The following is a 23,295-nucleotide window of genomic DNA, read 5'->3' as shown; positions in this document are numbered from 1 at the left end:
CCCTCTACGACGCCTCGAGCCACGCACCCGCGACCCTGTCGTAGCTGCCGAGCCTGAGGTCGGGCAGCTCCGCGGTGAGCCGGTGCTTGGCGATCTTGTTCGAGGCCGTCTTGGGCAGGTCCGGCCGGAACTCGTAGAAGCGCGGGACCTTGAACGGCGCGAGGTTGGCACGGCAATGCGCGATGATGGAGGCCAGGGCGGCCTCGTCGCCCGCCGACCCCGGTTCCAGGACGAGGTAGGCCTTGATCTCCTCGCCGCGGACCTCGTCCGGCACCGGCACGACCGCGGCCTCCACGACCTCTCTGGCGCCCTGCAGCACCGCTTCGACTTCCCGGGCCGCGATATTCTCGCTCGATCGCCGGATCATGTCCTTGGTCCGGCCGAGAATGGAGAAGTAGCCGTCCCGGTCGCGCTGGAACACGTCGCCCGTCCGGAACCACTCGCCGAAGAAGGCATCGGCCGTTGCCTCCGGCCGGTTGTAGTAACCCTTGAAGATCCCCCGACCGCGCACGACGAGTTCGCCGAATGCGCCCGCCGGAACGGTGTCGCCCTGCTCATCGACGACGCGGCACTCCCGGAACGGGCCGGGCACGCCGCACGAGCCGGACCCCACCTTGTCGACCGCCTCGATGGGCATGAACATGGTCGGACCGAGCTCGGTCATGCCGAAGGCCTCGCGGGCGAAGAGATCGAACCGCTCCTCGACCGCGGCATGCAGATCGCGCGGTACGCCGTACATGTTGGCGCGTACGACCGCGTTCCGGCGGTCGTCGGGATGAGGCGGCTGCTTGAAGACGAGCAGCGGCAGCAGGCAGAAGTTGATCGCGTGCTCGCGCACCCACCCCATGAAGCGGGTCGCGCTCTGGCGCTCCGCGACGAACAGCGTCCCCCGCTGATAGAGGGTCATCAGAAGGAGCCACTGCGGGTCCATGTAGAAGAACGGGGTCGAGGCGAGGATGCGCTCGTAGGCACGCCCGTCGCGGCGCGCGTTCACCTTGCCGGCGATGATCCAGTATTCCTGGGTGAGGAGGCAGCCCTTGGGAAATCCGGTTGTTCCCGACGTGTACTGGATGTTGAGCAGGTCCGCGTGGCCGACCGGCTCGGGCGCCGTGAAGGGCTCGGAGCCGGGTTCGAACGCATCGCGGAAGGCGGTGTAGGGGCCCGCGGCTCCATCGACGAGGAGCACCCGCTCGGCCGGCAGGGCGATGCTGCCGCCCGCCCGCGCGCGCTCGTACACGTCGCGAGCCGTCTCGTGCAGGATCAGGAACTCGGCCTCGCTGTCGTTCAGCACGTAGGCGAGTTCCCGCTCGCGATAGGTGACGTTGATCGGCACCATCACGGCCCCGATCGTGCCGATAGCAAGCCAGGAGAGCGGAAAGGCCGCGATGTTCGGCAGCATCACGCCGACGTGCACGCCCTTGCGGACGCCACGCGCGAGGAGCCCGCGCGCGAGCGCGTCGACGCGCTCGCGCACCTCGCCGTAGGTCGCCTGCTCTCCGCTCTCGAAGAAGTTCCAGGCCAGGCGGTCGCGCGCCGCGTCCGCGGCCTCCTCCAGAAGGACCGCAATGTTCGCGGGAAGCGGCTCCGCCTCGATCGTCCGCCGGCGCTCGGTGACCGACGGCACGGGCTGGTTCAGGATGTCGGCGCGCTTGGTCATGAGTGTCCGGTCGTATCGGTTTGCAGGCGAAGCATCGCGAGGCTGAAGGCCAGCGAGATCGCGGTGAGGATCGCGGAGACGGCCGCGATCACGGGTGAAATTTCCCAGCGCAGAGCGCTGTACATCTTCACCGGAAGGGTCATCGTGGCTGGACCGCTGACGAAATACGAAGCCACGACCTCGTCGAAGGACAGGAGGAACGCGAACAGGGCACCGACGGCGAGGGAGCCGCGGATCTGAGGCAGCACGATCTTCAAGAACACCCGCGCGCGGCCCGCGCCCATGATCGTCGCGGCGGTCTCAAGCGCGGGATCGATCTGCCGCAGGCCGGCCGAGACGGACACGATCACGAATGGTGAAACCAGGACCGTGTGAGCCAGAACGAGGCTCAGGTCGGTGCCGCCGATGCCGAGCCCAGCGAACTGGAGGTAGAAGCCGAGCCCGAGAACGACGACCGGCACGAGGATCGGGCTGACCAGGAAAAGGTTGAGAGCCCGGCGCCCGCGAAAGGCCCCGCGCACGAGCGCGTAGGAGGCCGGCACCGCCAGGACGAGGCTCGTCACCATCGTGAGAATGCCGATCTTCAGGCTCTGGAGTGTCGCGCCCCACCAGGACGGGTCCGTGAAGAACTCCCGGTAGAGGCCGAACGAGAGCTCCCGCGGCGGGAAGCTGAGCTCGCGCGCCCCGCCGAGCGAGATCGGGACGATAATCAGCGTCGGCATGAGCAGGAACAGGAACCCGGCCCAGGCCGCCAAGCCCCCGGCGAGGCGCCATGCGCGGGTCGGTCGATCGACGAGAGCGCGGTTCACGGCGCGCGGCTCACAGGATCGCGGCGTCGCCACGGCGAACGCGCGTGAGGAGCAGCACCATCGCGCCCGTGATGGCGAGCAGCACCATCGCGACCGCGGACGCCATTGGCCAGTCGAGGGTCTGGCGCGTGTAGAAGTCGATGAGGTTGGCCATCATCATGTCGGTGCGCCCGCCGAGCAGGGCCGGCGTGATGTAGGACCCCACGGACAGGGCGAACGACATGATCACGCCCGACAGCACGCCCGGCAGGCTGAGCGGGAGCGTGATGCGCCAGAAGATGCGCACCGGCCCCGCCCCCATTGTCTCCGCCGCGCGGCGCAGGGCCGGATCCTGCGCGAGGAGGTTCGCGAAGATCGGCAGGACCATGAACGGCAGCAGGAAGTTCATCATCCCGAGCAGCACGCCGACGCGGTTGAACAGCATCGAGACCGAGACCGCCCCGCCCGAGATCCAGCGGAGTGCCGTATTGACGAGCCCGGCATCGCCGAGGACGATCGTGAAGGCGAAGCTCTTCACCAGGATGCTGGTCCAGAACGGCAGCATCACCAGGATCATCAGGAGGGCGCGGCGGCGCGGCGGTTGCCGCATCAAGTATATCGCCATGGCGTAGCCGAGGACGAGGCTCGCCGCCGTGGCCTCCAGGCTGATCTCGAACGTGGCCGAGAGCACCCGCCGGATGAGGGTGCTCGTGGCCATCTCGCGGTAGGCTGTCGGGTCGAGCGCGGCTCCCCCGACGCTCGTCCAGGCGATGGTCAGCGTCGGGAACAGAAAGAACGCCAGCATCACGAGGACGAGCGGCGCGAGCAGCAGCACGGCGGCCCGCGTGTCGATGGCGTGGCTCACATCCCTCTCCGTTGATATCCGACCATGACCGCTCGGTCGCTGACCGCGGCCCTCGCGCAGGCGTCGCGTCATTAAGTCCGGGGATTCCGTCAGACCAGGAGCCACTCCGTGAAGCGCTTCTGAAGCGGCGTGTAGCGGTCCGCCCACCAATCGTCGTTGAGGATCGCGTTCTTCGGGCTCGCCATGTCGGGCATGTACTGGCGGGCGGCCGGGGTGGAGGCCTCGAATCCCTTGCGCGAATTCGGGCTGAAGAACAGCATTTCGCCGAAGGCCGCTTGGCGGTTGGGCCTCAGGCAGAACGCGATGTAGCGGAACGCGGCCTCCCGGTTGCGGGAGCCTTTGGCGACGGCCAGATATTCGAGGGAGTTGAGCGTCTGCTGCGTCGACAGGGAGACGGAGCTCCCGGCCAGCTGCGCCGGCCGCACGCGCGACATGTAGGTGTAGGAGAAGTCGATTTCGTTCGTGGTGACGAGAGACAGCGATTGTGGCGTGGTCTCGATCCACTTCTTCACGGCAGGCTTGATCTGATCGAGCAACCGAAAGGCTCTCTCGACGTCCAGCGGATAGAGGTCCTTCGGGGCGACGCCGTCGGCGAGCAGCGCGATCTCGAGGTTCTCGCTCACCCTGGTGCGCAGGCCGCGGCGGCCCGGAAAGCCGTCGACGTTCCAGAAATCCTTGAAGGTGACGGGATACTTGCCTTCGGGAAACCGCTTGGGATCGTACGCGATCCCGCCCGCGAACAGGTAGGTCCCGACATAGCTCGGCCCGCCGGGAGCGGTGAGGTCCGAGCGGTCCACGATCTTGCCGTCGACCTCCTCCCAGAGGCCCTCCTTCGCGCCGGCCGTGATCTGCGGTCCGACACTGTCGAAAACGTCCCATTCGACGCGGCCGGTCTGGACCTGCGCCTTCATGCGAGCGAGGTCGGCATTGTCAACGAGACGGACGGCGATCCCGGTTTCCTTCGTGAAGGGCTGCGCGAAGATCCTGTCGATGCCCGCCCGGTAGTCGCCGCCCCAGCAGGTCACCGTCAGGGTCGTGTCCGCGCGCGCTCTGCCGGTGAGGACGGCCGGGGCCGCCAGGAATCCGGCGGCTCCGGCGAGGAGAGAGCGGCGCGTCGGCCGCGTTCCACTCGCGACACCAAGTCCGGGTGCGCTCGGCTTCGACATGTCGGCTCTCCATCGCTAGAGCTGGCTTCGTTCGTAGTGCCTGGTGCTGCTGTGCGCCTCGTTCCGCAGCATCCTGCGAGGGGCCGGGCTCCGGTCCGTCGCAGGAGGCTGAAGGCTCAGGTCGCGAACCAGACCGCCTTCAGGTCCATGTACTTGTCGATGGCGTGCAAGGACTTGTCGCGTCCGAAGCCGGACTGTTTGAAGCCGCCGAAGGGCACGGACATCGACCCTTTGTCGAAGCAGTTCACGTAGACGACGCCGGACCGGATCGCGCGGGCCGCCCGGTGCGCCTTGGTCAGGTCGGTCGTCCAGATCGAAGCGGCGAGGCCGTAGATCGTGTCGTTCGCGACGGCGATCGCCTCGTCGAAGCCGGACACCGAGATCGTGGAGAGGACCGGCCCGAAGATCTCCTCCTGGGCGATCGCCATGCGGTTCTCGACGCGGTCGAACACGGTCGGCTCGACGAAGTAGCCGCCGGTGTCGAGCAGGGTGCGCCCGCCGCCGGCGACGACCGCCGCGCCTGCCTCCTGGCCCTTCCGGATGTAGCCGAGCACGCGCTCCATCTGGGGCTCGCTGACCAGCGGCCCCAGCCGGGTCTCGGGATCGAGCGGATCGCCGGGCTTGAGCGCGCGGGCGCGGGCCACCACCTTCTCGAGCAGTTCCTCGCGGACGCTCTCCTGGACGATCAGCCGCGAGCCCGCGTTGCAGACCTGCCCGGCATTGGTGAAGATCCCGGCGGCGACCGCCTGCGCGGCGGCGTCGAGATCCGCGCAATCCGCCATGACGATCTGGGGCGACTTGCCGCCGAGTTCGAGGCTCACCCGCTTCGCGTTCGATCGTCCCGCATATTGCAGGAAGAGCTTCCCGACCTCCGTCGATCCGGTGAAGGTGACGCAGTCGACGTCCATGTGGAGGCCGAGCGCTCGGCCGGCCGTCTCGCCCAGGCCCGGCACGACGTTGAGCACCCCCGGCGGGAGTCCGGCCTCCATCGCGAGTTCGGCGATCCGCAGCGCCGTGAACGGCGACTGCTCGGCCGGCTTCACGACGACCGAGTTCCCGGCGGCCAGGGCGGGGCCGAGCTTCCAGGCCGTCATCGACAGGGGGTAGTTCCACGGCACCACGGCCGCGACCACCCCGAGGGGCTCGCGCGTCACCAGGGTGGTGAAGTCGGCGGGCGCGGGGGCGACCTCGCCGTAGATCTTGTCGATCGCCTCGCCGTAGAACGCGATGCAGTTCGCCGCGCTCGGGATGTCTCCGGACAGCGCGCTCGTGATGGGCTTGCCGACGTTCAGGGTCTCCAGCAGCGCGAGTTCGTCGCGGTTCGCCAGGAGGAGGTCCGCGAAGCGCAGCATGACGCGCTTGCGATCGGCCGGCGCCATCCGCGACCAGGATCCCGCCTCGAAGGCGCGCCGGGCCGAGCGGACCGCGCGATCGACGTCGTCCGCTTCGCAGGCCGCCACCTGGCTCACCCGCCGTCCGGTGCCCGGGAAGACGCAGTCGAACGTCCGGCCCGATGCCGCAGGTACGAAGCGGCCCTCGACGAACGCGTCGTTGCGGATAGAGAGGGCCCGTGCCCGCTCGCTCCAGCTGCCTAGGGTTTGATCCGTCATGAGAGCCCGCGACTTCGTTGGTCAGCCGACGCTATAGGGCCGCGCCTATAGCTCCCAATACAAAATCCGCAGCGAGTTCGTGCGCAAAAGCTATGGTTACCGGAACGGACGGGCGAGGGCTCAGGCCCGCGCCCGGATGTTCGGGTCCGAGGCGGCGAACAGGGCGATGACCGCGCGAAGCTCCTGCTCGAACGCCAGGGCGGGCTGGGAGGGCGGACGGTCGAAGCGGCGCAGGACGGCCGGCCGGACCAGGATGTGGGGAACGAAGGGCCGGGTGATCAGGCCGCCGAAGGCGCCGGCCGCGACCGGGAACGGGTCGATCAGCGCCACCCCGACCCCCTGTCCGACCAGCGCGCAGGCCACGGTGGACTGGTTGATCGTGCTGGCGACCTGGTAGCGGGGGTTGCGCTCGTTCAGCGCCTCGCGGATGGCGCGGCCGAGCACAGTGTCCTCGGAGAAGGCGATCACGGGCTCGGCGAGCAGGTCCGACACCCTCACCTCGGCGTGCCCGGCCAGGGGATGGTCGGCGCGCATCACGCAGACCATCTGGGCTTCGCAGAGCTCCTCCACCCGCAGTTCGGGGTCCCGCACGGGCGTGTCGGCGATGCCGAGATCGGCCTCGTTGCGGGCGACGCGCTCGACCACCTCCTTCGTGGCGTAGGCCATGACGTCGACGGTGACGCCGGGCCACAGCGCCCGGAAGCGGGCCACGGCCTCGGGCACGACCGAGTTCGCGACCGTGGAGTTGCAGACGATCCGGATCCGGCCCGTCCTCCCGTCGCGGATCTGGTCGGCGAGCTCCTTCAGGGTCTCGACGAAGCCGGACAGGCGCCTGACCTCGGGCAGGAGGAGCCGGGCTTCCGGCGTCGGCTGGAGGCGCCCTCCGACCCGCAGGAAGAGGCTGATGCCGAGTTCCTGCTCCGCCATCCGGACGGTCTTGGTGATGGAGGGCTGGGAGATGCGCAGCCGCCGGGCTGCCGCGCTCACGGAGCCGAGTTCCATCACGAGGTTCACGACGAGGAGGTGGCGGATGTTGATCACGGGGACACGGCGGCGTGCGCGCGGCCCCGCTCCCCCGTGTCGAGCCCCTGCATCCCGCTATCCGCGGGTCGCAGGAGCCCGGCGCGCGGGAGGTCGAGCGGGCTCGAGGGCATCGGACTCTCCCTTCCGGCGGCCGCCGGAGCGACGCAGCACCTTGCCACCGTCATGCTGAACGATCGCTGCGGAGGGCGTCGCCGTCGTGGTCCGGCGCATGCCCGAGCCGTCGCACCGGCGGCCGATCAGAGGCCACGCGCGACCACGAACCCTTCCAGGATGGCTTCCTCCGCGCTGCGGGGCGAGAGGCAATCCCCGATGAGATGAACCGGCACCGGCAGGCCGTCGAGCTCCCGCTCCAGATCGGTCGCGGAGGCGTGGCCGGTGGCCAGCACGATCGTGTCGACGTCGTCCCGGACGATCGCCTCGTTCGACGCATTGTGGACCAGGTAGGCGGTCGTTCCGTCGGCGCCGTAGATGCGCGCATCCGTGACGATCTGGACACCGAGCTTGTGCAGCTTGGAGATCCAGTAGTTGCGCAGGTAGATCTGCAGATTGTAACCGGCATGGGGCGCATTGACCGCCAGCGTCACCTGATGCCCGTCGCGCACCAGCTTCTCGGCCACGCCCATCCCGACCCAGTCGGCGCGCCAATCCGCGACCAGGACCCGGGTCCCGAGATTGGCGCCGCCGTTCAGCACCGCCCAGGCGCCGACGACGTGGGCGTCCTCCCGGCCCTCGATCGCGGGTTCGTACGGGAGGGCGCCGGTGGCCACCACCACCTCGTCGGGCCGCAGCTCCTCCACGAGGGCGCGGTCGACCCGGGTGTCGAGGCGGATCTCGATGCCGGCCTGCGCGATCTCGCGCTCCAAGTTGGTGATCAGGCCGCCGAACTCGGCGCGGTCGGGAAGCAGCTGCGCGAGCAGCGCCTGGCCGCCGAGCCGACGTCCCGCCTCGCACAGGACGACGTCGTGTCCGCGCGCGGCCGCGGTGGCGGCGGCCTTCATGCCCCCGGGGCCGCCGCCCGCCACGAGGACGCGCTTGCGCCCCGACCGGGGCATCGCGGGCAGCCGCGCCTCGCGGCCCGTGACCGGGTTCTGGATACACGAGATGGAGTAGCCGGCGTGAAAATGGCCGATGCAGGCCTGATTGCAGGCGATGCAGGCCCGGATGTCGTCGAAGCGGCCCGCCGCGGCCTTGTTGCCCAGGTCCGGGTCGGAGATCATCGCGCGGGTCATGCCGCACATGTCGGCGAGGCCTGCCCGCAGGACCTCCTCGGCGACCTGCGGCTGGTTGATCCGGCCGGCGACGAAGACCGGCAGGCCGACCTGCGCGCGCAGGGTCCCGGCCTGCGGCGCCACATAGGCCGGTGCGATCCCCATCGGCGGCACGACGTGGACCGAGCCGCCGGGCCCCGCCATCGATCCCGTCGTGGTGTTGACGTAGTCGAGGATCCCCAGCGCCGCCAGCGCCTTGCAGGCGGCCAGCACCTCGGCCGCGTCGAGGCCGTCGAGCTCCACCTCCTCGACCGAGATCCGCATGCCGACAACGCGGCCGCCCACCGCCTTGCGGACGGCCGAGAGGCACTCGGCCAGGAAGCGGAGCCGGTTCTCGGGCGTCCCGCCGTATCGGTCGGTGCGCAGGTTGGTCCGCGGGTTCAGGAACTGGGCGAAGAGCAGCCCGTGGCTGGCCACGATCTCGACCCCGTCCAGGCCGGCCTCGGCGAAGCGGCCCGCCGCCGCCCCGCAGGCCTCGACCACCTCCTCGACCATCGCCGTCGGCATCTCCCGTGGCATGGTCTGGAAGCGGTTGTCGGGCACCGCGGAGGGCGCGAACGCGACCTCGCGCACGCCGCCCCGGATCCGCCGCGTCAGGCGCCCGGCGTGGGAGAGCTGCCCGAACACCCTGCCGCCGTGACGGTGGACCGCCTCGGCGAGCGCCCGGTAGCCCGGGATGCAGCGGTCGTCGCTGACGTTCAGTTCGGGCGCGTCGCTCAGGGCCGAGGCGTGAAAGCGGGCCGACTCGACGATGATGAGGCCGGCGCCCCCCCGCGCCCGGGCCTCGTGGTAGGCGACCAAGTCCTCGCCGGGCACGCCATCCCGGGCGAGGAAGGTCTGATGCCCCGTCGAGAGGATCCGGTTGCGGATCTCGACGTCGCGGATCCGCAGCGGTGAGAACAGGTGTTCGAGCCGGCGTGACATGTTCTCTCGCTCCTCCGTATCCTGGCCTTTGCAGAGTCCGTCGATGTCGAGGCGCCTCAGGACAGCAGGAACTTCTGCCACTCCTGTTCGTACCGGGTCGCGTAGCGCGCCACTTCCTCGTCGTTGAAGATGCAGGCCTGCGCGAGGTTGGCCGGATAGCTGACGTAGGCCTTGGCTTGGTCCGGGGTCGCCTTGGCGGCCGCGCTCTTCAGCACGGGCCCGTAGACGCCGAGCGGCAGGAGGGCCTCCTGGGCCTCCTCGGAGATCGCGTAGTTGATGACCCTCATCGCCGTCTCGGCGTTCGGGGCGCCCTTGGGCACCACGAACGCCTCGCCCCAGGCGATCGAGTCCTCGTACGTGAAGGCGACCGGCGCGCCCTCCTTGATGACGTCGAGCACCCGTCCGCTCCAGACCAGCGCCATTGCCACCTCGCCGGTCGAGACGAGCTGGGCCGGCTGCGCGCCCGTCGTCCACCAGACCTTCACGTGCGGCTTGATCTCGCGCAGCTTCTCTAAGGCGAGCTTGATCTTGTCCTCGGTCGCCGGGTAGACCTCGCCGCGCGGCACCCCCGCGGCCAGCAGGGCCGCCTCGTAATTGTAATAGAATCGTGTGTAGAGCGTCCGAGGACCCGGGAAGCTCTTCACATCCCAGAAATCCTTCCAGGTGTTCGGAGTGGCGCCGGCCGGCATCTGCTTCGTGTTGTAGGCCATCACGGTCGCCCCGACCAGGACGTAGATGCCATAGTCGGTGACCCAGGCGCGATCGAGCCGGGACGCGTCGATGATCGAGTAGTCGAGTTTCTCCAGCAGGCCCTGGTCGCGGCCCTGGAAGATGAATTGGCCGCCGGTATCGACCAGATCCCACTCGACGGCCTTGGCCTCGACCATCGCCTTGAGCTTGGCGTAATTGGTGGGAGAGGTGTTGGCGATGCGGATGCCGAACTTCCGTGCGGCCGGATCCATGAAGGCGGTCTTGAACACGGTGCCGATGGCGCCGCCGAAGGAGCAGAAGGTGAAGGGCCGCCCCTGTGCGGCGGCCGGCGCCACGCCTCCGGCGAAGGCGGCACCGGTCAGCCCCTGGAGGAGGATGCGTCTGTTGAGCATGGTCGGCCTCTCGTGTCAGGTGGGGTCAGCGGGAAGGATCAGGATCGCGGCCGGATCGCACGCGAGTGTCGTCTGCGCCCCTTCCGCGGGCTGATCGCCCGAGGAGAAGGTGCGCACCCAGACGGACTGCCCGGGTGCCAGTTCCACCCGGGCGGCGAAGATCTCGCCGAGGAAGATCGTCTCCTCGACCCGGCCCCTGAAACCGCCGTGGGGTGCGAAAGACAGGGTCTCGGGCCGCAGCAGCGCCGCCGCCTCCTCGCCGACCCGGAACGGCCGGGCCGCGCGCCCGCGCAGCGTAGTGCGCAGGGCCGGCAGGTCGATCGCGGCCGCGCCGCCCTCGCACCGCGTCACCCGCCCGCGCAGCAGGTTCGATTCGCCGAGGAAGGCCGCCACGAAGGCATTGGCCGGGCGGGCGTAGAGGTCCCGTGGGCTGCCGACCTGTTCGAGGCGGCCGGCCCGCATGACACCGACGCGGTCGGCCATCATCAGCGCCTCCTCCTGGTCGTGGGTCACGAAGACCGTGGTGCAGCCGAGGGCGCGATGGAGGCGGCGGATCTCGAGCTGCACGTGCTTGCGCAACTGCCGATCGAGCGCGCCGAGCGGCTCGTCCATCAGCAGCACGTCCGGCTCGGTCACGACCGCCCGAGCCAGGGCGACGCGCTGCTGCTGGCCGCCCGAGAGCCCGCGGATCCGCCGCTGGCCCAGTCCGTCGAGCTGCACCATGGCGAGCGCCGCCTCGACGCGCTCCGCGACCTCGGCCCGCGGCCGGTTGCGGACCCGCAGCCCGTAGGCGACGTTCTCGAACACGCTCAGGTGCGGGAACAGGGCGTAGCTCTGGAACATCATGCCGATATTCCGCTTGCGCGGCGGCAGCGGCGTCACGTCCTGGCCGGCGATAACGACCCGGCCGGCGCTCGGGGCGACGAAGCCGGCCGCGATGTTGAGAAGTGTCGTCTTACCCGATCCGCTCGGCCCGAGCAGTGCCAGGAACTCGCCGGGTTCGAGGGCGATGTCGATGGCGGACAACGCCTCGAAGCTGCCGTAGCGCTTCGCGATGCCCGCGAACGCGACCGGGCGTCCCGCCTTGGTGTGCATGGCGTTCACCCTTCCGTCTCGCTGCGGCCGCGGATCGCCTGGACGGCGGCGAACAGCACCACCGTGATGGCGATGAGGATCGTCGCGGCGACGGCCGAGACCGGCGTGAACTCGACCCGGATGACCTCCCACATCTTCACCGGCAGGGTCTTGGCTTCGATCCCGGAGAGGAAGATCGACAGCACGACCTCGTCGAAGGAGGTGATAAAGGCGAAAGCGGCGGCACCGGCGAGGCCCGGGGCGATCAGCGGCAGCGTGACGGTTCGGAACACGCGCCAGGGCGCGGCACCGAGGCATTCGGCCGCCCGGGCGTAGTTCGGATCGAGGGCAGAGAGTGCCAGGCCGACATTGATGACCACGAAGGGCAGGGCGAGCAGCGTGTGGCCCAGCGCGAGCCCGAGGACCGTGCCGTGCAGCCCGAGCGGGCGCGCCACGGCGTACAGCGCGATGCTGATCATGATGACCGGCACGATCAGCGGCGAGAGCACGACCGCCATGATGGCGGCGCGCGGCCTGGGCGAGACCTGCTGCAGGCCGAGCGCCGCGAGCGTCCCGATCCCCAGGGAGAGCGCGCTCGCGAGCACGGCGACCCGGATGCTGGTCTCGAACGAGCTGAACCATTCCGGATCGGACCAGAACGCCTCGTACCAGCGGGTCGACCAGATCGCGGGCGGGATCTGGATGAACGACGCGCGGCTGAACGAAGCCGGCACGACCGCGGCGAGCGGCGAGACGAGGAAGGCCAGGGTCGCCGAGCCGACGGCGTAGACCAGGATGCGGGCCGCGCTCATCGGGCGGCCACCACGTTGACGAGGCCGACGAACCGGCTCGCCACGGCCATCAGCAGCACGATCACCGCCAGGAGCCAGACCGAGGCCGCCGCCGCGAGCGGCCAGACCAGCCGCTCGGTGACGAACTGGTCGATCAGCATCGCGATGGTCATGTTGCCCGGCCCCCCGAGGATCGCGGGCGTGATGTAGAAGCCGAGGCCGAGCAGGAAGACGAGCGTGAAGCCCGCCATCACGCCCGGAAGCGTCAGGGGCAGGTAGACGCGCCAGAAGGTCGTGATCGGGCGGGCGCCGAGCGCGTCGCTGGCGAGCAGGAGCCGCCCGTCGAAGGTCCGCATCGACGTCAGGATCGGCAGCAGCGCATAGGGCAGGAGCACCTGGACCATGCCGATATGCACGCCGGCCGAGTTGAACAGCAGGCTCACCGGCGTGTCGACGAGGCCGGAGGCGAGCAGGAGCCGGTTGACCGGTCCGTTCCGCTCTAGGAGCAGGATCCACGAGAAGGTCCGGACGAGGACGCTGATCCAGAGCGGGAACAGCACGCACCAGAGGGCGAGGCTCCGCTTCCAGCCCCTCAGTTCCGAGACCATGTAGGCGGTCGGATAGGCGAGGAGCGTCGTCAGGGCCGCCACCGACAGCGCCAGCACCACCGTGTTGGCGAACACCGCCCGGTAGACGGAGCTGCTCGCGATCTCGATGTAGGACGCGAAGGCGCCTTCCGGCGAGGAGAGCGAGAGTTCGATCAGCCTCAGCATCGGCAGCGCGAAGGCCAGGGCGACGAAGAGCACGAACGGCAGCAGCAGGGCCGCCGTCACCAAGCGTGCGCGCAGGGAATGCGGAGCGGACCTCATGGCGTTTCGGATCGCAGTTGCCGAGGCAGCGGCATCGATGGCGTGATGGCAGGTCCCCGGCCGAGTTCCGTCTCGGCTGGCAGATCCTGGATCCGCCGGTCCTCGGGATCGTAGAATGGCTCTAGGCTCAGGCGGGCCGGTACGCGCTCACCCGCCACGTCGACTTCGATGCGATGGGCCGTGAGGGCTTGGCCGTTGGTCGCGACGTAGCCGAGGCCGAGCGCCCTGCCCACCGTATGCCCGAACATGCCCGAGGTGACACGGCCGATGATCCGGCCGTCCCGGAGAATCGGCTCGTTGTGGTAGAGCAGGTGGTCCGGGCTCTCGAGGGCGATGCCGACGAGGCGGCGAGAGGGGACGTGATCGCGCCGGCGCAGGAGTGCCTCGCGGCCGATGAAGCCGCCGTTCTTGTCCCACGCCACCGCGAAGGAGAGGCCGCTCTCGAGGGGGGTGTCCTCGTCGGTGATGTCGTGCCCCCAGTGGCGATACCCCTTCTCCATCCGCAGGGAGTTGAGGGCGTGGTAACCGGCGAGGCGCAGGCCGAGATCCCGGCCGGCTGCCATGAGGGCGTCGAACACGCCCTGGGCGAACTCGGTCGGGATGAAGAGCTCCCAGCCCAGTTCCCCGACATAGGTAATCCGGCTCGCCCGGACGCGTGCATAGGCGAGGTCAACGACCCGCGACGTCCCGAACGGAAAGGCCGCGTTGGAGAGATCGGCATCCGTCAGCAGTGAGAGGAGCTCGCGCGAGCGCGGGCCCATGATCCCAAGAACGGCCTGCGCGGAGGTGACGTCGAGGGCCGTGGCCCGCGCCTCCGCCGGTATGTTCCGCGTCAGCCACGCGAAATCCCGCGCCTGCGTCGCCGCCGCCGTCACGATCAGGAAGCGGGTCTCGCTCTCCCGGGTCACCGTGACGTCCGCCTCGATGCCGCCGCGCTCGTTCAGCCACGGGGTGTAGACGACTTGGCCGACCGGGATCGCGATGTCATTGGCGCAGATCCGGTTGAGCGCCGCCTCGGCATCGGCGCCGTCGAGCACGAATTTGGCGAAGGAGGACAGGTCGAAGAGGCCGACCGCCTCGCGCGTCGCGCGATGCTCCGCGGCGGAGTGCGGGAACCAGTTCTGGCGCCCGAAGGTGTAGCGGTACTGCGCCGCCTCGCCCTCCGGCGCGAACCAGTTGGGACGCTCCCATCCCGCCGCCTCGCCGAAGCAGGCCCCCCTTTCCGCGAGGCGGTCGTGGAGGGTCGAGCGGCGCACGCCGCGCGCCGTCGTCGGCTGCCGGAAGGGCCAGTGCATGTCGTAGAGGAGGCCGAGCGACTCGACGGTCCGGTCCCGCAGGTAGCGGCGGTTGCGCTGGAACGGCAGGGTGCGCCGGATGTCCACGTCCCACAGGTCCATCGGCGGGTGGCCGTCGATGATCCAATCCGACAGGACCTTGCCGGCTCCCCCCGCCGACTGGATGCCGATCGAATTGAAGCCGGCCGCCACGAAGAGGCCCCGGACCTCGGCCGTCTCGCCGAGGAGGTAGCGGTCGTCCGGCGTGAAGCTCTCCGGGCCGTTGAAGAACAGCTGGATGCCGGCCTCGCCGAGGGCCGGGACGCGCCGGACCGCCGCCTCGAGCAGGGGCTCGATGTGCTCCAGGTCGTCGGGAAGCGAATCGAACGCGAAGCTCTCCGGGATCCCGTCCATGCCCCAGGGCTTGGCGACCGGCTCGAACCATCCGACGAGGAGCTTGCCGGCGTCCTCTTTGATGTAGGTGCAGTTGTCGGCATCGCGCAGGACCGGCAGGTGGGGCGGCAGGCCGGGCATGGGCTCGGTCACGACGTAGAAGTGCTCGGCGGCGTGCAGCGGCACCGTCGCGCCGGCGCGGGCCCCGAGGTCGTGCGCCCACATGCCCGCGCAGTTCACGACGGCCTCGGCGCGGATGTCGCCCAAAGCCGTCCGCACGCCCACCGCGCGGCCGCCCTCCACCACGATCTCGTCCACGGCCAGGTTCTCGAAGATCCGCGCGCCGCGCATCCGGGCGCCCTTTGCAAGGGCCTGCGTGGTGTCGATCGGGTTCGTCTGCCCGTCCCGCGGCAGGTGGACGGCGCCGACGAGGTCGTCGGCCGCCATGAGCGGCCAGAGCGCCCGCGCCTCGTCGGAAGTGAGCACGTTGACCTCCAGCCCGAAGCAGCGGGCCATGGCGGCGCCGCGCCGGAGCTCCTCCATGCGCTCGGCGTTCGTGGCGAGGCCGAGCGAGCCGATCTGGAGAAAGCCGGTGGCCTGTCCGGTCTGGGCTTCGAGCGTGGCGTAGAGTTCGGTCGTGTACTGCGCCAGCCGGGTGAGGTTGTGGGTGGCCCGAAGCTGTCCGACGAGGCCGGCCGCGTGCCACGTGGTGCCGGAGGTGAGCTGCTTGCGTTCGAGCAGCACGACGTCGGTGCAGCCCCGCAGGGTCAGATGGTAGGCGACGCTGCATCCGACGATGCCGCCGCCGACGATCACCACCTGCGCGCGTTCGGGAAGAGAAGCCACTCGCTTGCCTTTCGTCAGTCTGCGCAGGGCCGGCCTCGCTTCGGCGGCCGGCTCGTCGTGTTCGAGGTCGATCGCACGGCCGACGCGGCCTGCCGCGCAACCGGTTGGAACGACGGCCGTGGAACGCGAATCCGCCATCCGTGAAAAAATGAACATACTTTTTTTCATATGTGAAGCGGATTTCATGAGGCACGCGGTCTCCGCCTGAAGCAGAATGAGCCGCCGGCCCCTGCATGCGGCTCGGGCGACCGGCGGACCGCGTTGGTCCGCCCCCGAACTTCGCTTAGAAGCCCCGAGAGGTTCGAACGACCGTCCCCATGCCTTCAGCCCGTTCCTCCCGCCCGAGACCCGAGCCGGCCGACATGCCGCGCGACGAGGTGGACGCCGCCTCTCCCGCGGCTGCCGGCAACGAGCAGGAGCTCCTGCTCGGCGAGCAGATCCGCGCCCTGCGGAAGATCAAGGGCCTGACCCTGCAGCAGATCGCCGGCGAGATCGGTGTGTCGATCGGGTATCTCAGCCAGATCGAGCGCAACCGCTCGAAACTGCCGATCGGCGTCCTCAAGCGCATTGCGACGATCCTGGGGGTCCAGCTGAGCTGGTTCTTTCAGCCGCAGACCCTCGGCCCGCCCGAGGAGCAGGATTTCATCGTGCGGGCCGGCCGCCGCCGCAGGATGTCGTTCACGGGCACGGGCATCGCGGAGGAACTGCTCTCGCCGAACCTGAACGGTCCGCTGGAAGTGCTGCTCAGCACGATCGCTCCCGGCTCCGACAGCGATTTCTACAGCCACGACGGCATGGAGGCCGGGCTGGTGCTCGCCGGCACGCTCGACCTGTGGATCGGGGACAGGACGTTCCGCCTCGAGGTCGGCGACAGCTTCTCCTTCAGCAGTAGGGAGCGGCATCGCTGCGCCAACCCCGGCGAGATCGAGACCAAGGTGGTCTGGATCATCACGCCACCGCACTATTGATCCGTGCGGCCGAGCGCGGCCCGCTGGGCAAGCGCCCGGCGCGGCCGCGTGGGGTCTCAGGCCGCGCGCCCGAGCGCGTCCGCCAGCATCGACACCATGTCATCGACGTGCCGGCGCTCGGCGATGAGCGGCGGCGAGAGGGCAATGATGTCCCCGGTGACCCGGATCAGCAGGCCCTTCTCGAAACAGTCGACGAAGGCGTCGTAGGCGCGGGCTCCGGGCGCGCCCGCCCGGGGCGCGAGTTCGATGCCGGCGATCAGCCCGATCGTGCGGACGTCGATGACGTTGCGCGCGGCACGCAGGCCGTGCATGGCCTCGTGCCAGAATTCCTGCAGTTCCGCCACCCGGGTCAGCAGGCCCTCCTCCTCGTAGACGTCGAGGGTGGCCAGGCCCGCCGCGCAGCCGGCCGGGTGGCCCGAATAGGTGTAGCCGTGAAACAGCTCGATCGCGTCCTGGGGGCCGCGCATCAGGGCATCGTGCACGGCCCGGCTGGCGAAGACCGCGCCCATCGGGACCGTGCCGTTGGTCAGGCCCTTGGCGGCGGTCACGAGGTCGGGGGTGACGCCGAAGAAGTCCGTCGCGAAGGGGGCGCCGAGCCGCCCGAAGCCCGTGATCACCTCGTCGAAGATCAGCAGGACGCCGTGGCGGGTCGCGATGTCGCGCAGGCGCTCGAGGTAGCCCTTCGGAGGCACCAGGACGCCGGTGGAGCCTGCCACCGGCTCGACGATCACGGCCGCGATCGTCTCGGCCCCGTGCAGCGCCACCATGCGCTCGAGGTCGTCGGCGAGTTCGGCGCCGTGCTCGGGCTGGCCCTTGACGAAGGCGTTGCGGGCGAGGTCGTGCGTGTGGCGCAGATGGTCGGCGCCCGGCAGGAGCGGGAACATCCGGCGGTTGTTGACGAGCCCCCCGACCGAGATGCCGCCGAAGCCAACGCCGTGATAGCCGCGCTCGCGTCCGATCAGCCGCGTGCGCGTGCCCTGGCCGACGGCACGCTGGTAGGCCAGCGCGATCTTCAGCGCCGTGTCGACGGATTCGGAGCCGGAGCCGGTGAAGAAGACCCGATCCAGGCGGCTCCCGTCCGGCCCGGGAGCGATCGCGGCCAAGCGCTCGGCGAAGTCGAAGGCGATCGGATGGCCCATCTGGAACGAGGGCGCGTAGTCGAGGGTGGAGAGCTGATGCGCCACCGCCTCGACGATGCGCCGTCGGCCGTGGCCGGCATTGACGCACCACAGGCCGGCGGTGCCGTCGAGGACCGTTCGGCCGTCGTCGGCGGTGTAGTGCATGCCCTCGGCCGCGACGAGCAGCCGGGGCGCCGCCTTGAATTGGCGGTTGGCCGTGAAGGGCATCCAGTAGGCGTCGAGGCGCGGGCGGTTGGCCCGCAGCGGGGTGGTCATGGCACGCTCTCCACAATGGGACAGGGGCAGACACACCGTTCTGGCGAGGCCAACAAGTCCTTTTCTGCCCGCGTTTAACCCTTTGACAGAGCACATGCGGCGCATCAATGTTGGGGGATAGGCAACAACCCGAACAGGGGCCCTGGTGACGAACGACGAGGTGGGGGCGCGGCTGCGCTACGTGCGAACCCTGCATGGCCTGTCGCAGCGGGCGCTCGCCCGGAAGGCGGGCATCGTGAACTCGACGATCTCGCTGATCGAGTCGGGGCAGACGAACCCCTCGGTGGGGGCGCTCAAGCGCATCCTCGACGCCGTGCCAATCGGCCTCGCGGAGTTCTTCTCGCTCGAGCCCGCGCGCACCGAGAAGGCGTTCTACGCCGCCGAGGACTTGGTCGAGATCGGGAAGGGGCGGATCTCCTACCGGCAGGTCGGCGAGACCCTGATCGGGCGCGCGCTCCAGATCCTGAAAGAACGCTACGAGCCGGGGTCGGACACGGGGCGGGTGCCGCTCGTCCACGACGGCGAGGAGGGTGGGCTCGTCCTGTCGGGCCGGCTGGAGGTCACGGTGGACGATGAGCGCAAGGTGCTGGGGCCGGGCGACGCCTACTACTTCGCGAGTCGTCGCCCGCACCGATTCCGCTGTGTGGGCCCTCTGCCGTGCGAGGTCGTCAGCGCCTGCACCCCACCGACGTTCTGACCCTTGGTTGAGCCGCCCTGATTTGCTTGAAGCCATTTGGCTCGTCCCGGCAGATGAGGATACCATGGCGGAAGGCCGAGTGTCCGGACAGGGCTCAGGACCGGCCATTCCCGACGTGCGCCGCCAGAGACCGCTTTGGGTTCAGGCTGTGTGAAAACTCAGGCGCATTCCGGAATTGTAGAACAATCTTCTAAGCGGCAGACATGCGCGTCCACCGGATGGCCATTCCGATGTCGTCAGAATGCCCGTTTCGATGCTGCCAGGGTGCTCACGAGAAGATCCTTCTAACCCCGCTGTGTTTTCACACACCCTAGGTCACGAGCTTCCGTTGATTAGACACCAGGCAAGTTGGCAGCAGCCAGCATGCGGCCAGTGAACGGCTAGGTTCAATGGCAGGGGCCCGCTCCGTGCCGCGTGAAGAAGGCACACTCAAGCGAATCAGCATCAGTTCGGATATCCACCAGCAGGGGCGAGATCCTCGCCCCACTCAGTACCGTCTCCCGCTGTCTGCGCTTCGCGATGAGCCCGCTCCTTCTTCCCGAGCTTCGCGGGCTTCGGCTCGGCTGCGAGACGTTTCTCCGCTTCGATGGCAGTCATGCGCGCCAGCAGCCACTGGATGGCCTGCCAGTTGCCCGCTCGCGCCTTCGCCCACACCAATCCGATCAGCTCGGCGCGTAGCCGCGCGGAGCCGCGCAGCAGTTGGTCACGGTATTCCCGCTGCAGTTGGGTATACGTGATGCTGAGCGCTCGCGCGATGACCTTGGGAGCCTCGCCGAGCGCCGCCATTTCCTCAACCATGTCGTCCGGTGCGGCACAGGACACTGGCAGTGGGCCCGGCTTGCGCCCCGCACCTGGCCTTGCACCACCGCGGCCGATTCCCAATGACTTCGTCATGTTGCGTCCCTTTGATTTAATTCACATGCTGGAAAAAAGATCTGCGAATGAGACCCGATGCGGTTTAGCCCCCAAGCTCCTATAGACTTTCGATACCCCCTCCCGTGTTGGATCGAGCCACATCCACACTCCAGGATGCCGATTCAGAGTAGCCTCCCGGGCGGGGCAGGGCAGTGCACCTCACCAGCACCCGCTGAACCGCGGAGTCGATGATGTCCGAGCAGAGACCTGGGCTCTCGCACCACATCCTGCCTGCAGCGGGCTCGATGGTGGGCGTCTGTGCCACCGTGATCGGCTTGGTGAAGATCGTCGAGGAGCGGATCGGTCCTAGCCACGTCGACGAGTACGCGGGCGTGACGGCGATGCTGTTCCTGGCCAGTGCGCTCGCCTCGTACCTGTCGATGCGTAGAACCACGAGCGCGGTGTTGAGCGCACGTCTCGAGCGGATCGCCGACCTTTGCTTCGTTCTCGGGTTGGCCTGCCTTTCGCTAATTGCGGTCCTGTTCGCGTACGAGACCATTTGACCAGACGTCGTGGCCGATTTGGTTAGAGCTCGCATGATTGGTCTTGTTTCATGGTGGGTCTATGAGGAGCTTCGGAAAGCGCCGTCACGAAAGCGGCTCCTGTTAGGCGTTTTCCTGCTGCCGCCTGCGCTGCTCCGCCCACTCGCGGTCCTTGATCGCTTGCTCTGCCTTCATGCGGGCGGCCCATTCCTCCATGTCGCGCTCGTGGGCGAGCCGTGCAGCTTTGGCCTGTCTTCTCCGCTCGCGAGCTTCCTCCTTCAGCCGCTGCTCTCGTAGAGCCATCTGCCGGGAGATCTCCTCGTCGACCTTCTTCCGGATCATCTCGGCCATCTCACGGACGATCATGTCGTCCCAGAACGAGGTGGTAGTCGCGGACGACGAAGACGCTGTGGGACCCGCTTCGGTGACCAGGCGCTCAGCCTCCTCGATCGTGAGGCCCGCTGCCGCTGCCACGCGGGTGGCGGCCGCAAGGCCTGCCTCTCTCTCGCCTTCAGTTCCACCGGCCTTCGCCAGGGCCCAGCACTTCGCGAAGCGCTCAACGTTCAGATTTTCGACCTTTGACTTCATCGGGTATCACTCCTCGAGGCAGGCGTCGGGCGGCAAACAGCGGCGTAGGTCGCCAGCACGCGGCGGCGGTCGAGCGGCTCGAGGCGTGCGAGCTCGTTCACGCTGGCCACGAGGGCAGCACCGCGAGGCCCGCACAGGGCATGCGTCAGGGCTTGCAGGCAGCGGAGGCGGGCGCGGCGCTCGGCGTCGCCGCCCCACGGCCCGAACTTGGTCAACACGCGGCAGAGTGACTAAGTGACCGAAAATGACGGTCATTTCCGGATCGCCGCTCACATGCGCACGCGTATAGGGCTCAATAGGGGAATGACCGTCATTCTCAGTCATTGGTCATTCTCTCGGTAGCTCTCTGCCTGACGGAGCCGGACGCCCATCAGGCCCTTGGCGTGCGCCGTGCGCTTGTCCTGGAATCCCCTCCGACGCATCGCGGGCCCGAAGGCCTTCACGGTCCCTGGCTCGTCACCGGCTGCCCGCGCGTAGTTGCTCCAGGACGCGTACAGGTCGGCGATTCGATCCCAACAGTGGGGATCGCCTGGACGCACGATACACTGCTCGGCGAGCCATTGGCCCAGAAGATCCTGCTCAATGAAGTAAGCTTCGGTGGCTGCCGCAACGCTCACAGGCCGCACGAGGCCGTTATGCTGCCAGTCGAGGCAGCCTTTGACCATCCATCGCAGGATCGCGGGCCATTCGGCCTTCAGCTTCTCCTCGAGCTGCGGGTCGGGCCGCTCGGGTTTACGGGTGAAGGGGACGATGTTGAACCGGCGCCGGGCCGCATCATCAACATTGCGCAGCATCGGCTGGTGATTTCCCACGATCGTTAACTTGAAGGCCGGTTGAAAGGTGAAGAAATCCTGGCGCATGAACCGCGCTGTCACGGGATCGCCACCGGTGAGCTGCTTGATCTTCGCTTCGGCCCAGGCCTTGTCTTCCTCTGTCTCCGAGGCGGTGACGAGCCGCGCCCCGCGCAGCATCGCCATGTCGGTCGGATGCTTGTCGCCCTTGGACGCCGTGAACGTGTCGATCGCCGCCGTCTTGGCGTACTCCGCCAGGATGCCGGTCAGGACGTTCAGGAACACGCTCTTGCCGTTCCCGCCCGGGCCGTAGACGAAAACCAGCGCGTGCTCGCGGGTGAGACCGGTCAGGCAGTAGCCGGCCCATTGACGAAGGAACCGGATCAGCCCGACGTCACCGCCAGTGGCCTGGTTGAGGAAGGCCAGCCACATCGGGCAGTCCGGTGTGGCAGCTGGGGCCACCGCGGTCAGTTTGGTGATCCGCTCACGGGAATCGGCAACGCGCAGCCGACCCGTGCGCAGATCCACCGTGCCGCCGGGCGTGCCCAGCAGCCATGGATCAGGGTCCCATCCCTCAGCGGTGACGGCGAAGACCGGGTCCGAACGGCAGAATCGCTCGACGCCGGCAGCGAAGGTCGTCCTGCTGGCGATGAACCGGGTCTTCTCGTTCTTCTTGGCGATGAGACGGCGTGCAGTCTCGCGCGCCCAATGGAATGCCACACCGACGCGATTGGGGCGCCAAGCCGCTCCGGTCCATGCGTACCAGGAGCCCGTGTCGTGGCAGAACCGCAGACGGTCGCCGTACAGCGCCGCGAACTCGCACGCGGCGCTGTCCTCCGTGACGATGTCGGTGCGGGGTGGGATGTAGGCTGGCTTGGAAGCGGGCCCTTTCTGAGTGTCGGTGGCGGCCTCGGGCCAGTCAGGCACGGGCCCGAGTTCATCAAGAGCCTGGGCGAGTGAGGAACGCTCTGTCATGCGGCGCCCTCGCGTGATCGCTCGGAGGCTCGCCGCTCGTTGAGCATCTTGAGGATGCCCAACGCCTGCTCGTAGGCGGCTGCGCCCTGCCGGGCGTGGTAGTTCAGGCCGGCGCGGTCGTTCGCGTCGGCACACCTGATCGCGAGGTCGGCCTTGAGCGCTGCGAGGTTGAGGCACTCAGCCACGCACTCCATCAGCATATCGGCCGAGCCGTGGCCGATGTGGTCGGTGTGGCGCACGGGAGTGTTCATGCCGTGCCTCCCGTGTCCGAGCTGGACAGACTAATTTCCCGTATGCAACCCCAGTACGCCTGGACAACGGTATCTGTTATCACCTCCTCCAATTCATTCGAGTGAATGCCGATGATGTGCATGATTCTTATTGAGCTATTTATCACTTCTTTGAGAATTGCATGATGGTTCTCATTGGTGTGGCCCTTATATTCGGCGTGGTCACAGTAATATGTCAGGTAGTATTCCGCAAAGAAAGTTCCGGCTTCTTCAAAATAATAAATAGGCGAGTCGATGATGCCGTATTTGCTTATTTGTTGTTCTGGATTTCCGATCCGAGCAGCATAACGATTCCAGATCTCGTCGAGACAGCGCTGTCCAATGTTGTCAGGTGGGTTGATGCTCATGCCCGGCCTCCGATCAGGAGCGCGCGGGCCTCACTCTGCCGGCTGAGCACGCTGTCGAGCATGCCGCAGCGATCTACGATCACGACGAGGGCGGTTGCCACGGCTCCCGTGCTGTGCGTATCGTCTGACCTGCTTCTGTTGAGGGAAGCACCATTCTTCGCGCCGTTCCGGGCCTG

General features: G+C 68.3%; 21 protein-coding genes. 3 read left to right on the top strand and 18 right to left on the bottom strand.

The genetic code is table 11. The annotated features are described in order from the left end of the window. Positions 1 to 4: 4 nt before the first annotated feature. The 12 genes from MET2598_RS0130285 to MET2598_RS37640 form a co-directional block, all read right to left on the bottom strand. Positions 5 to 1,657 carry an AMP-binding protein gene (locus MET2598_RS0130285; RefSeq protein ID WP_018263415.1) on the bottom strand — a complete coding sequence of 551 codons (1,653 nt, stop codon included), beginning with the start codon at positions 1,655 to 1,657 and terminating at the stop codon, positions 5 to 7. Then, positions 1,654 to 2,466 (bottom strand): ABC transporter permease, encoded by an 813-nt coding sequence (locus MET2598_RS0130280; RefSeq protein WP_012333627.1) that lies wholly within the window; start codon positions 2,464 to 2,466, stop codon positions 1,654 to 1,656. Before MET2598_RS0130280 ends, MET2598_RS0130285 begins: the two co-directional genes overlap by 4 nt. Positions 2,467 to 2,476: 10 nt before the next feature. Further along, complete coding sequence (locus MET2598_RS0130275; RefSeq protein WP_012333628.1) at positions 2,477 to 3,310, bottom strand: ABC transporter permease; 834 nt, start codon at positions 3,308 to 3,310, stop codon at positions 2,477 to 2,479. Between the two features lie 89 nt (positions 3,311 to 3,399). Then, on the bottom strand, positions 3,400 to 4,476 hold the full coding sequence (locus MET2598_RS0130270) for an ABC transporter substrate-binding protein (protein WP_018263413.1): 1,077 nt from the start codon (positions 4,474 to 4,476) through the stop codon (positions 3,400 to 3,402). Positions 4,477 to 4,592: 116 nt separating this feature from the next. Continuing rightward, the gene (locus tag MET2598_RS0130265) at positions 4,593 to 6,086 is read right to left on the bottom strand and encodes an aldehyde dehydrogenase (protein ID WP_012333630.1); all 1,494 of its coding nucleotides are present in this window, start codon (positions 6,084 to 6,086) and stop codon (positions 4,593 to 4,595) included. Between the two features lie 120 nt (positions 6,087 to 6,206). Continuing rightward, positions 6,207 to 7,127 carry a LysR family transcriptional regulator gene (locus tag MET2598_RS0130260; protein ID WP_012333631.1) on the bottom strand — a complete coding sequence of 307 codons (921 nt, stop codon included), beginning with the start codon at positions 7,125 to 7,127 and terminating at the stop codon, positions 6,207 to 6,209. Positions 7,128 to 7,366: 239 nt separating this feature from the next. After that, a complete protein-coding gene (locus MET2598_RS0130250; RefSeq protein WP_018263410.1) occupies positions 7,367 to 9,322 on the bottom strand; it encodes an oxidoreductase in 1,956 nt (651 codons plus the stop codon). A gap of 56 nt (positions 9,323 to 9,378) precedes the next feature. Then, entirely contained in the window at positions 9,379 to 10,425 is a 1,047-nt protein-coding gene (locus tag MET2598_RS0130245; RefSeq protein ID WP_012333633.1) for an ABC transporter substrate-binding protein, read from the bottom strand. A 15-nt stretch (positions 10,426 to 10,440) separates the two neighbouring features. Further along, positions 10,441 to 11,520, bottom strand: coding sequence for an ABC transporter ATP-binding protein (locus MET2598_RS0130240; RefSeq protein WP_012333634.1), 1,080 nt, complete (start codon positions 11,518 to 11,520; stop codon positions 10,441 to 10,443). Positions 11,521 to 11,525: 5 nt separating this feature from the next. Further along, positions 11,526 to 12,311 (bottom strand): ABC transporter permease, encoded by a 786-nt coding sequence (locus tag MET2598_RS0130235; RefSeq protein WP_012333635.1) that lies wholly within the window; start codon positions 12,309 to 12,311, stop codon positions 11,526 to 11,528. Then, positions 12,308 to 13,159 (bottom strand): ABC transporter permease, encoded by an 852-nt coding sequence (locus MET2598_RS0130230; RefSeq protein WP_012333636.1) that lies wholly within the window; start codon positions 13,157 to 13,159, stop codon positions 12,308 to 12,310. Before MET2598_RS0130230 ends, MET2598_RS0130235 begins: the two co-directional genes overlap by 4 nt. Next, a complete protein-coding gene (locus tag MET2598_RS37640) occupies positions 13,156 to 15,672 on the bottom strand; it encodes a GcvT family protein (RefSeq protein WP_036270594.1) in 2,517 nt (838 codons plus the stop codon). Before MET2598_RS37640 ends, MET2598_RS0130230 begins: the two co-directional genes overlap by 4 nt. Before the next feature lie 362 nt (positions 15,673 to 16,034). On the opposite strand from MET2598_RS37640, the gene MET2598_RS0130220 reads away from it, so the two are divergent. Further along, positions 16,035 to 16,640 (top strand): helix-turn-helix domain-containing protein, encoded by a 606-nt coding sequence (locus MET2598_RS0130220; protein ID WP_012333638.1) that lies wholly within the window; start codon positions 16,035 to 16,037, stop codon positions 16,638 to 16,640. A 56-nt stretch (positions 16,641 to 16,696) separates the two neighbouring features. On the opposite strand, the gene MET2598_RS0130215 is transcribed toward MET2598_RS0130220, so the two are convergent. Further along, positions 16,697 to 18,034, bottom strand: coding sequence for an aspartate aminotransferase family protein (locus MET2598_RS0130215; protein ID WP_018263406.1), 1,338 nt, complete (start codon positions 18,032 to 18,034; stop codon positions 16,697 to 16,699). A 145-nt stretch (positions 18,035 to 18,179) separates the two neighbouring features. Between MET2598_RS0130215 and MET2598_RS0130210 the strand changes: the two genes are divergently transcribed. Continuing rightward, entirely contained in the window at positions 18,180 to 18,731 is a 552-nt protein-coding gene (locus MET2598_RS0130210; protein WP_012333640.1) for a cupin domain-containing protein, read from the top strand. A 444-nt stretch (positions 18,732 to 19,175) separates the two neighbouring features. On the opposite strand, the gene MET2598_RS0130205 is transcribed toward MET2598_RS0130210, so the two are convergent. Further along, the gene (locus tag MET2598_RS0130205; RefSeq protein ID WP_018263405.1) at positions 19,176 to 19,529 is read right to left on the bottom strand and encodes a hypothetical protein; all 354 of its coding nucleotides are present in this window, start codon (positions 19,527 to 19,529) and stop codon (positions 19,176 to 19,178) included. A 305-nt stretch (positions 19,530 to 19,834) separates the two neighbouring features. Here MET2598_RS0130205 and MET2598_RS0130200 point away from each other — a divergent pair, with 305 nt between their 5' ends. After that, on the top strand, positions 19,835 to 20,149 hold the full coding sequence (locus MET2598_RS0130200) for a hypothetical protein (protein WP_018263404.1): 315 nt from the start codon (positions 19,835 to 19,837) through the stop codon (positions 20,147 to 20,149). Between the two features lie 102 nt (positions 20,150 to 20,251). Here the strand turns inward: MET2598_RS0130200 and MET2598_RS0130195 are convergent, their stop codons facing one another. The 4 genes from MET2598_RS0130195 to MET2598_RS41655 form a co-directional block, all read right to left on the bottom strand. After that, positions 20,252 to 20,716, bottom strand: coding sequence for a hypothetical protein (locus MET2598_RS0130195; RefSeq protein ID WP_018263403.1), 465 nt, complete (start codon positions 20,714 to 20,716; stop codon positions 20,252 to 20,254). Between the two features lie 320 nt (positions 20,717 to 21,036). Next, complete coding sequence (locus MET2598_RS0130190; protein WP_018263402.1) at positions 21,037 to 22,482, bottom strand: phage/plasmid primase, P4 family; 1,446 nt, start codon at positions 22,480 to 22,482, stop codon at positions 21,037 to 21,039. Then, the gene (locus tag MET2598_RS0130185) at positions 22,479 to 22,733 is read right to left on the bottom strand and encodes a hypothetical protein (RefSeq protein ID WP_018263401.1); all 255 of its coding nucleotides are present in this window, start codon (positions 22,731 to 22,733) and stop codon (positions 22,479 to 22,481) included. The genes MET2598_RS0130190 and MET2598_RS0130185 overlap by 4 nt, the downstream gene beginning before the upstream one ends. Next, entirely contained in the window at positions 22,730 to 23,119 is a 390-nt protein-coding gene (locus tag MET2598_RS41655) for a hypothetical protein (RefSeq protein WP_157182287.1), read from the bottom strand. The genes MET2598_RS0130185 and MET2598_RS41655 overlap by 4 nt, the downstream gene beginning before the upstream one ends. Positions 23,120 to 23,295 lie beyond the last annotated feature (176 nt).

It is taken from the genome of Methylobacterium sp. WSM2598 (assembly GCF_000379105.1).
Classification (GTDB): Bacteria; Pseudomonadota; Alphaproteobacteria; order Rhizobiales; family Beijerinckiaceae; genus Methylobacterium.
The sequence above is the reverse complement of the archived record's forward strand: the minus strand, read 5'-3'. Positions and strand labels throughout refer to the sequence as shown.

Excerpts from the sequence above, each read along its gene's own strand:
- MET2598_RS0130285 (WP_018263415.1), bottom strand. The coding sequence starts at position 1,657 with ATGACCAAGCGCGCCGACATCCTGAACCAGCCCGTGCCGTCGGTCACC.
- MET2598_RS0130270 (WP_018263413.1), bottom strand. The coding sequence starts at position 4,476 with ATGTCGAAGCCGAGCGCACCCGGACTTGGTGTCGCGAGTGGAACGCGG.
- MET2598_RS0130265 (WP_012333630.1), bottom strand. The coding sequence starts at position 6,086 with ATGACGGATCAAACCCTAGGCAGCTGGAGCGAGCGGGCACGGGCCCTC.
- MET2598_RS0130250 (WP_018263410.1), bottom strand. The coding sequence starts at position 9,322 with ATGTCACGCCGGCTCGAACACCTGTTCTCACCGCTGCGGATCCGCGAC.
- MET2598_RS0130245 (WP_012333633.1), bottom strand. The coding sequence starts at position 10,425 with ATGCTCAACAGACGCATCCTCCTCCAGGGGCTGACCGGTGCCGCCTTC.
- MET2598_RS0130240 (WP_012333634.1), bottom strand. The coding sequence starts at position 11,520 with ATGCACACCAAGGCGGGACGCCCGGTCGCGTTCGCGGGCATCGCGAAG.
- MET2598_RS0130235 (WP_012333635.1), bottom strand. The coding sequence starts at position 12,311 with ATGAGCGCGGCCCGCATCCTGGTCTACGCCGTCGGCTCGGCGACCCTG.
- MET2598_RS0130230 (WP_012333636.1), bottom strand. The coding sequence starts at position 13,159 with ATGAGGTCCGCTCCGCATTCCCTGCGCGCACGCTTGGTGACGGCGGCC.
- MET2598_RS0130220 (WP_012333638.1), top strand. The coding sequence starts at position 16,035 with ATGCCGCGCGACGAGGTGGACGCCGCCTCTCCCGCGGCTGCCGGCAAC.
- MET2598_RS0130215 (WP_018263406.1), bottom strand. The coding sequence starts at position 18,034 with ATGACCACCCCGCTGCGGGCCAACCGCCCGCGCCTCGACGCCTACTGG.
- MET2598_RS0130205 (WP_018263405.1), bottom strand. The coding sequence starts at position 19,529 with ATGGTTGAGGAAATGGCGGCGCTCGGCGAGGCTCCCAAGGTCATCGCG.
- MET2598_RS0130200 (WP_018263404.1), top strand. The coding sequence starts at position 19,835 with ATGATGTCCGAGCAGAGACCTGGGCTCTCGCACCACATCCTGCCTGCA.
- MET2598_RS0130195 (WP_018263403.1), bottom strand. The coding sequence starts at position 20,716 with ATGAAGTCAAAGGTCGAAAATCTGAACGTTGAGCGCTTCGCGAAGTGC.
- MET2598_RS0130190 (WP_018263402.1), bottom strand. The coding sequence starts at position 22,482 with ATGACAGAGCGTTCCTCACTCGCCCAGGCTCTTGATGAACTCGGGCCC.
- MET2598_RS0130185 (WP_018263401.1), bottom strand. The coding sequence starts at position 22,733 with ATGAACACTCCCGTGCGCCACACCGACCACATCGGCCACGGCTCGGCC.
- MET2598_RS41655 (WP_157182287.1), bottom strand. The coding sequence starts at position 23,119 with ATGAGCATCAACCCACCTGACAACATTGGACAGCGCTGTCTCGACGAG.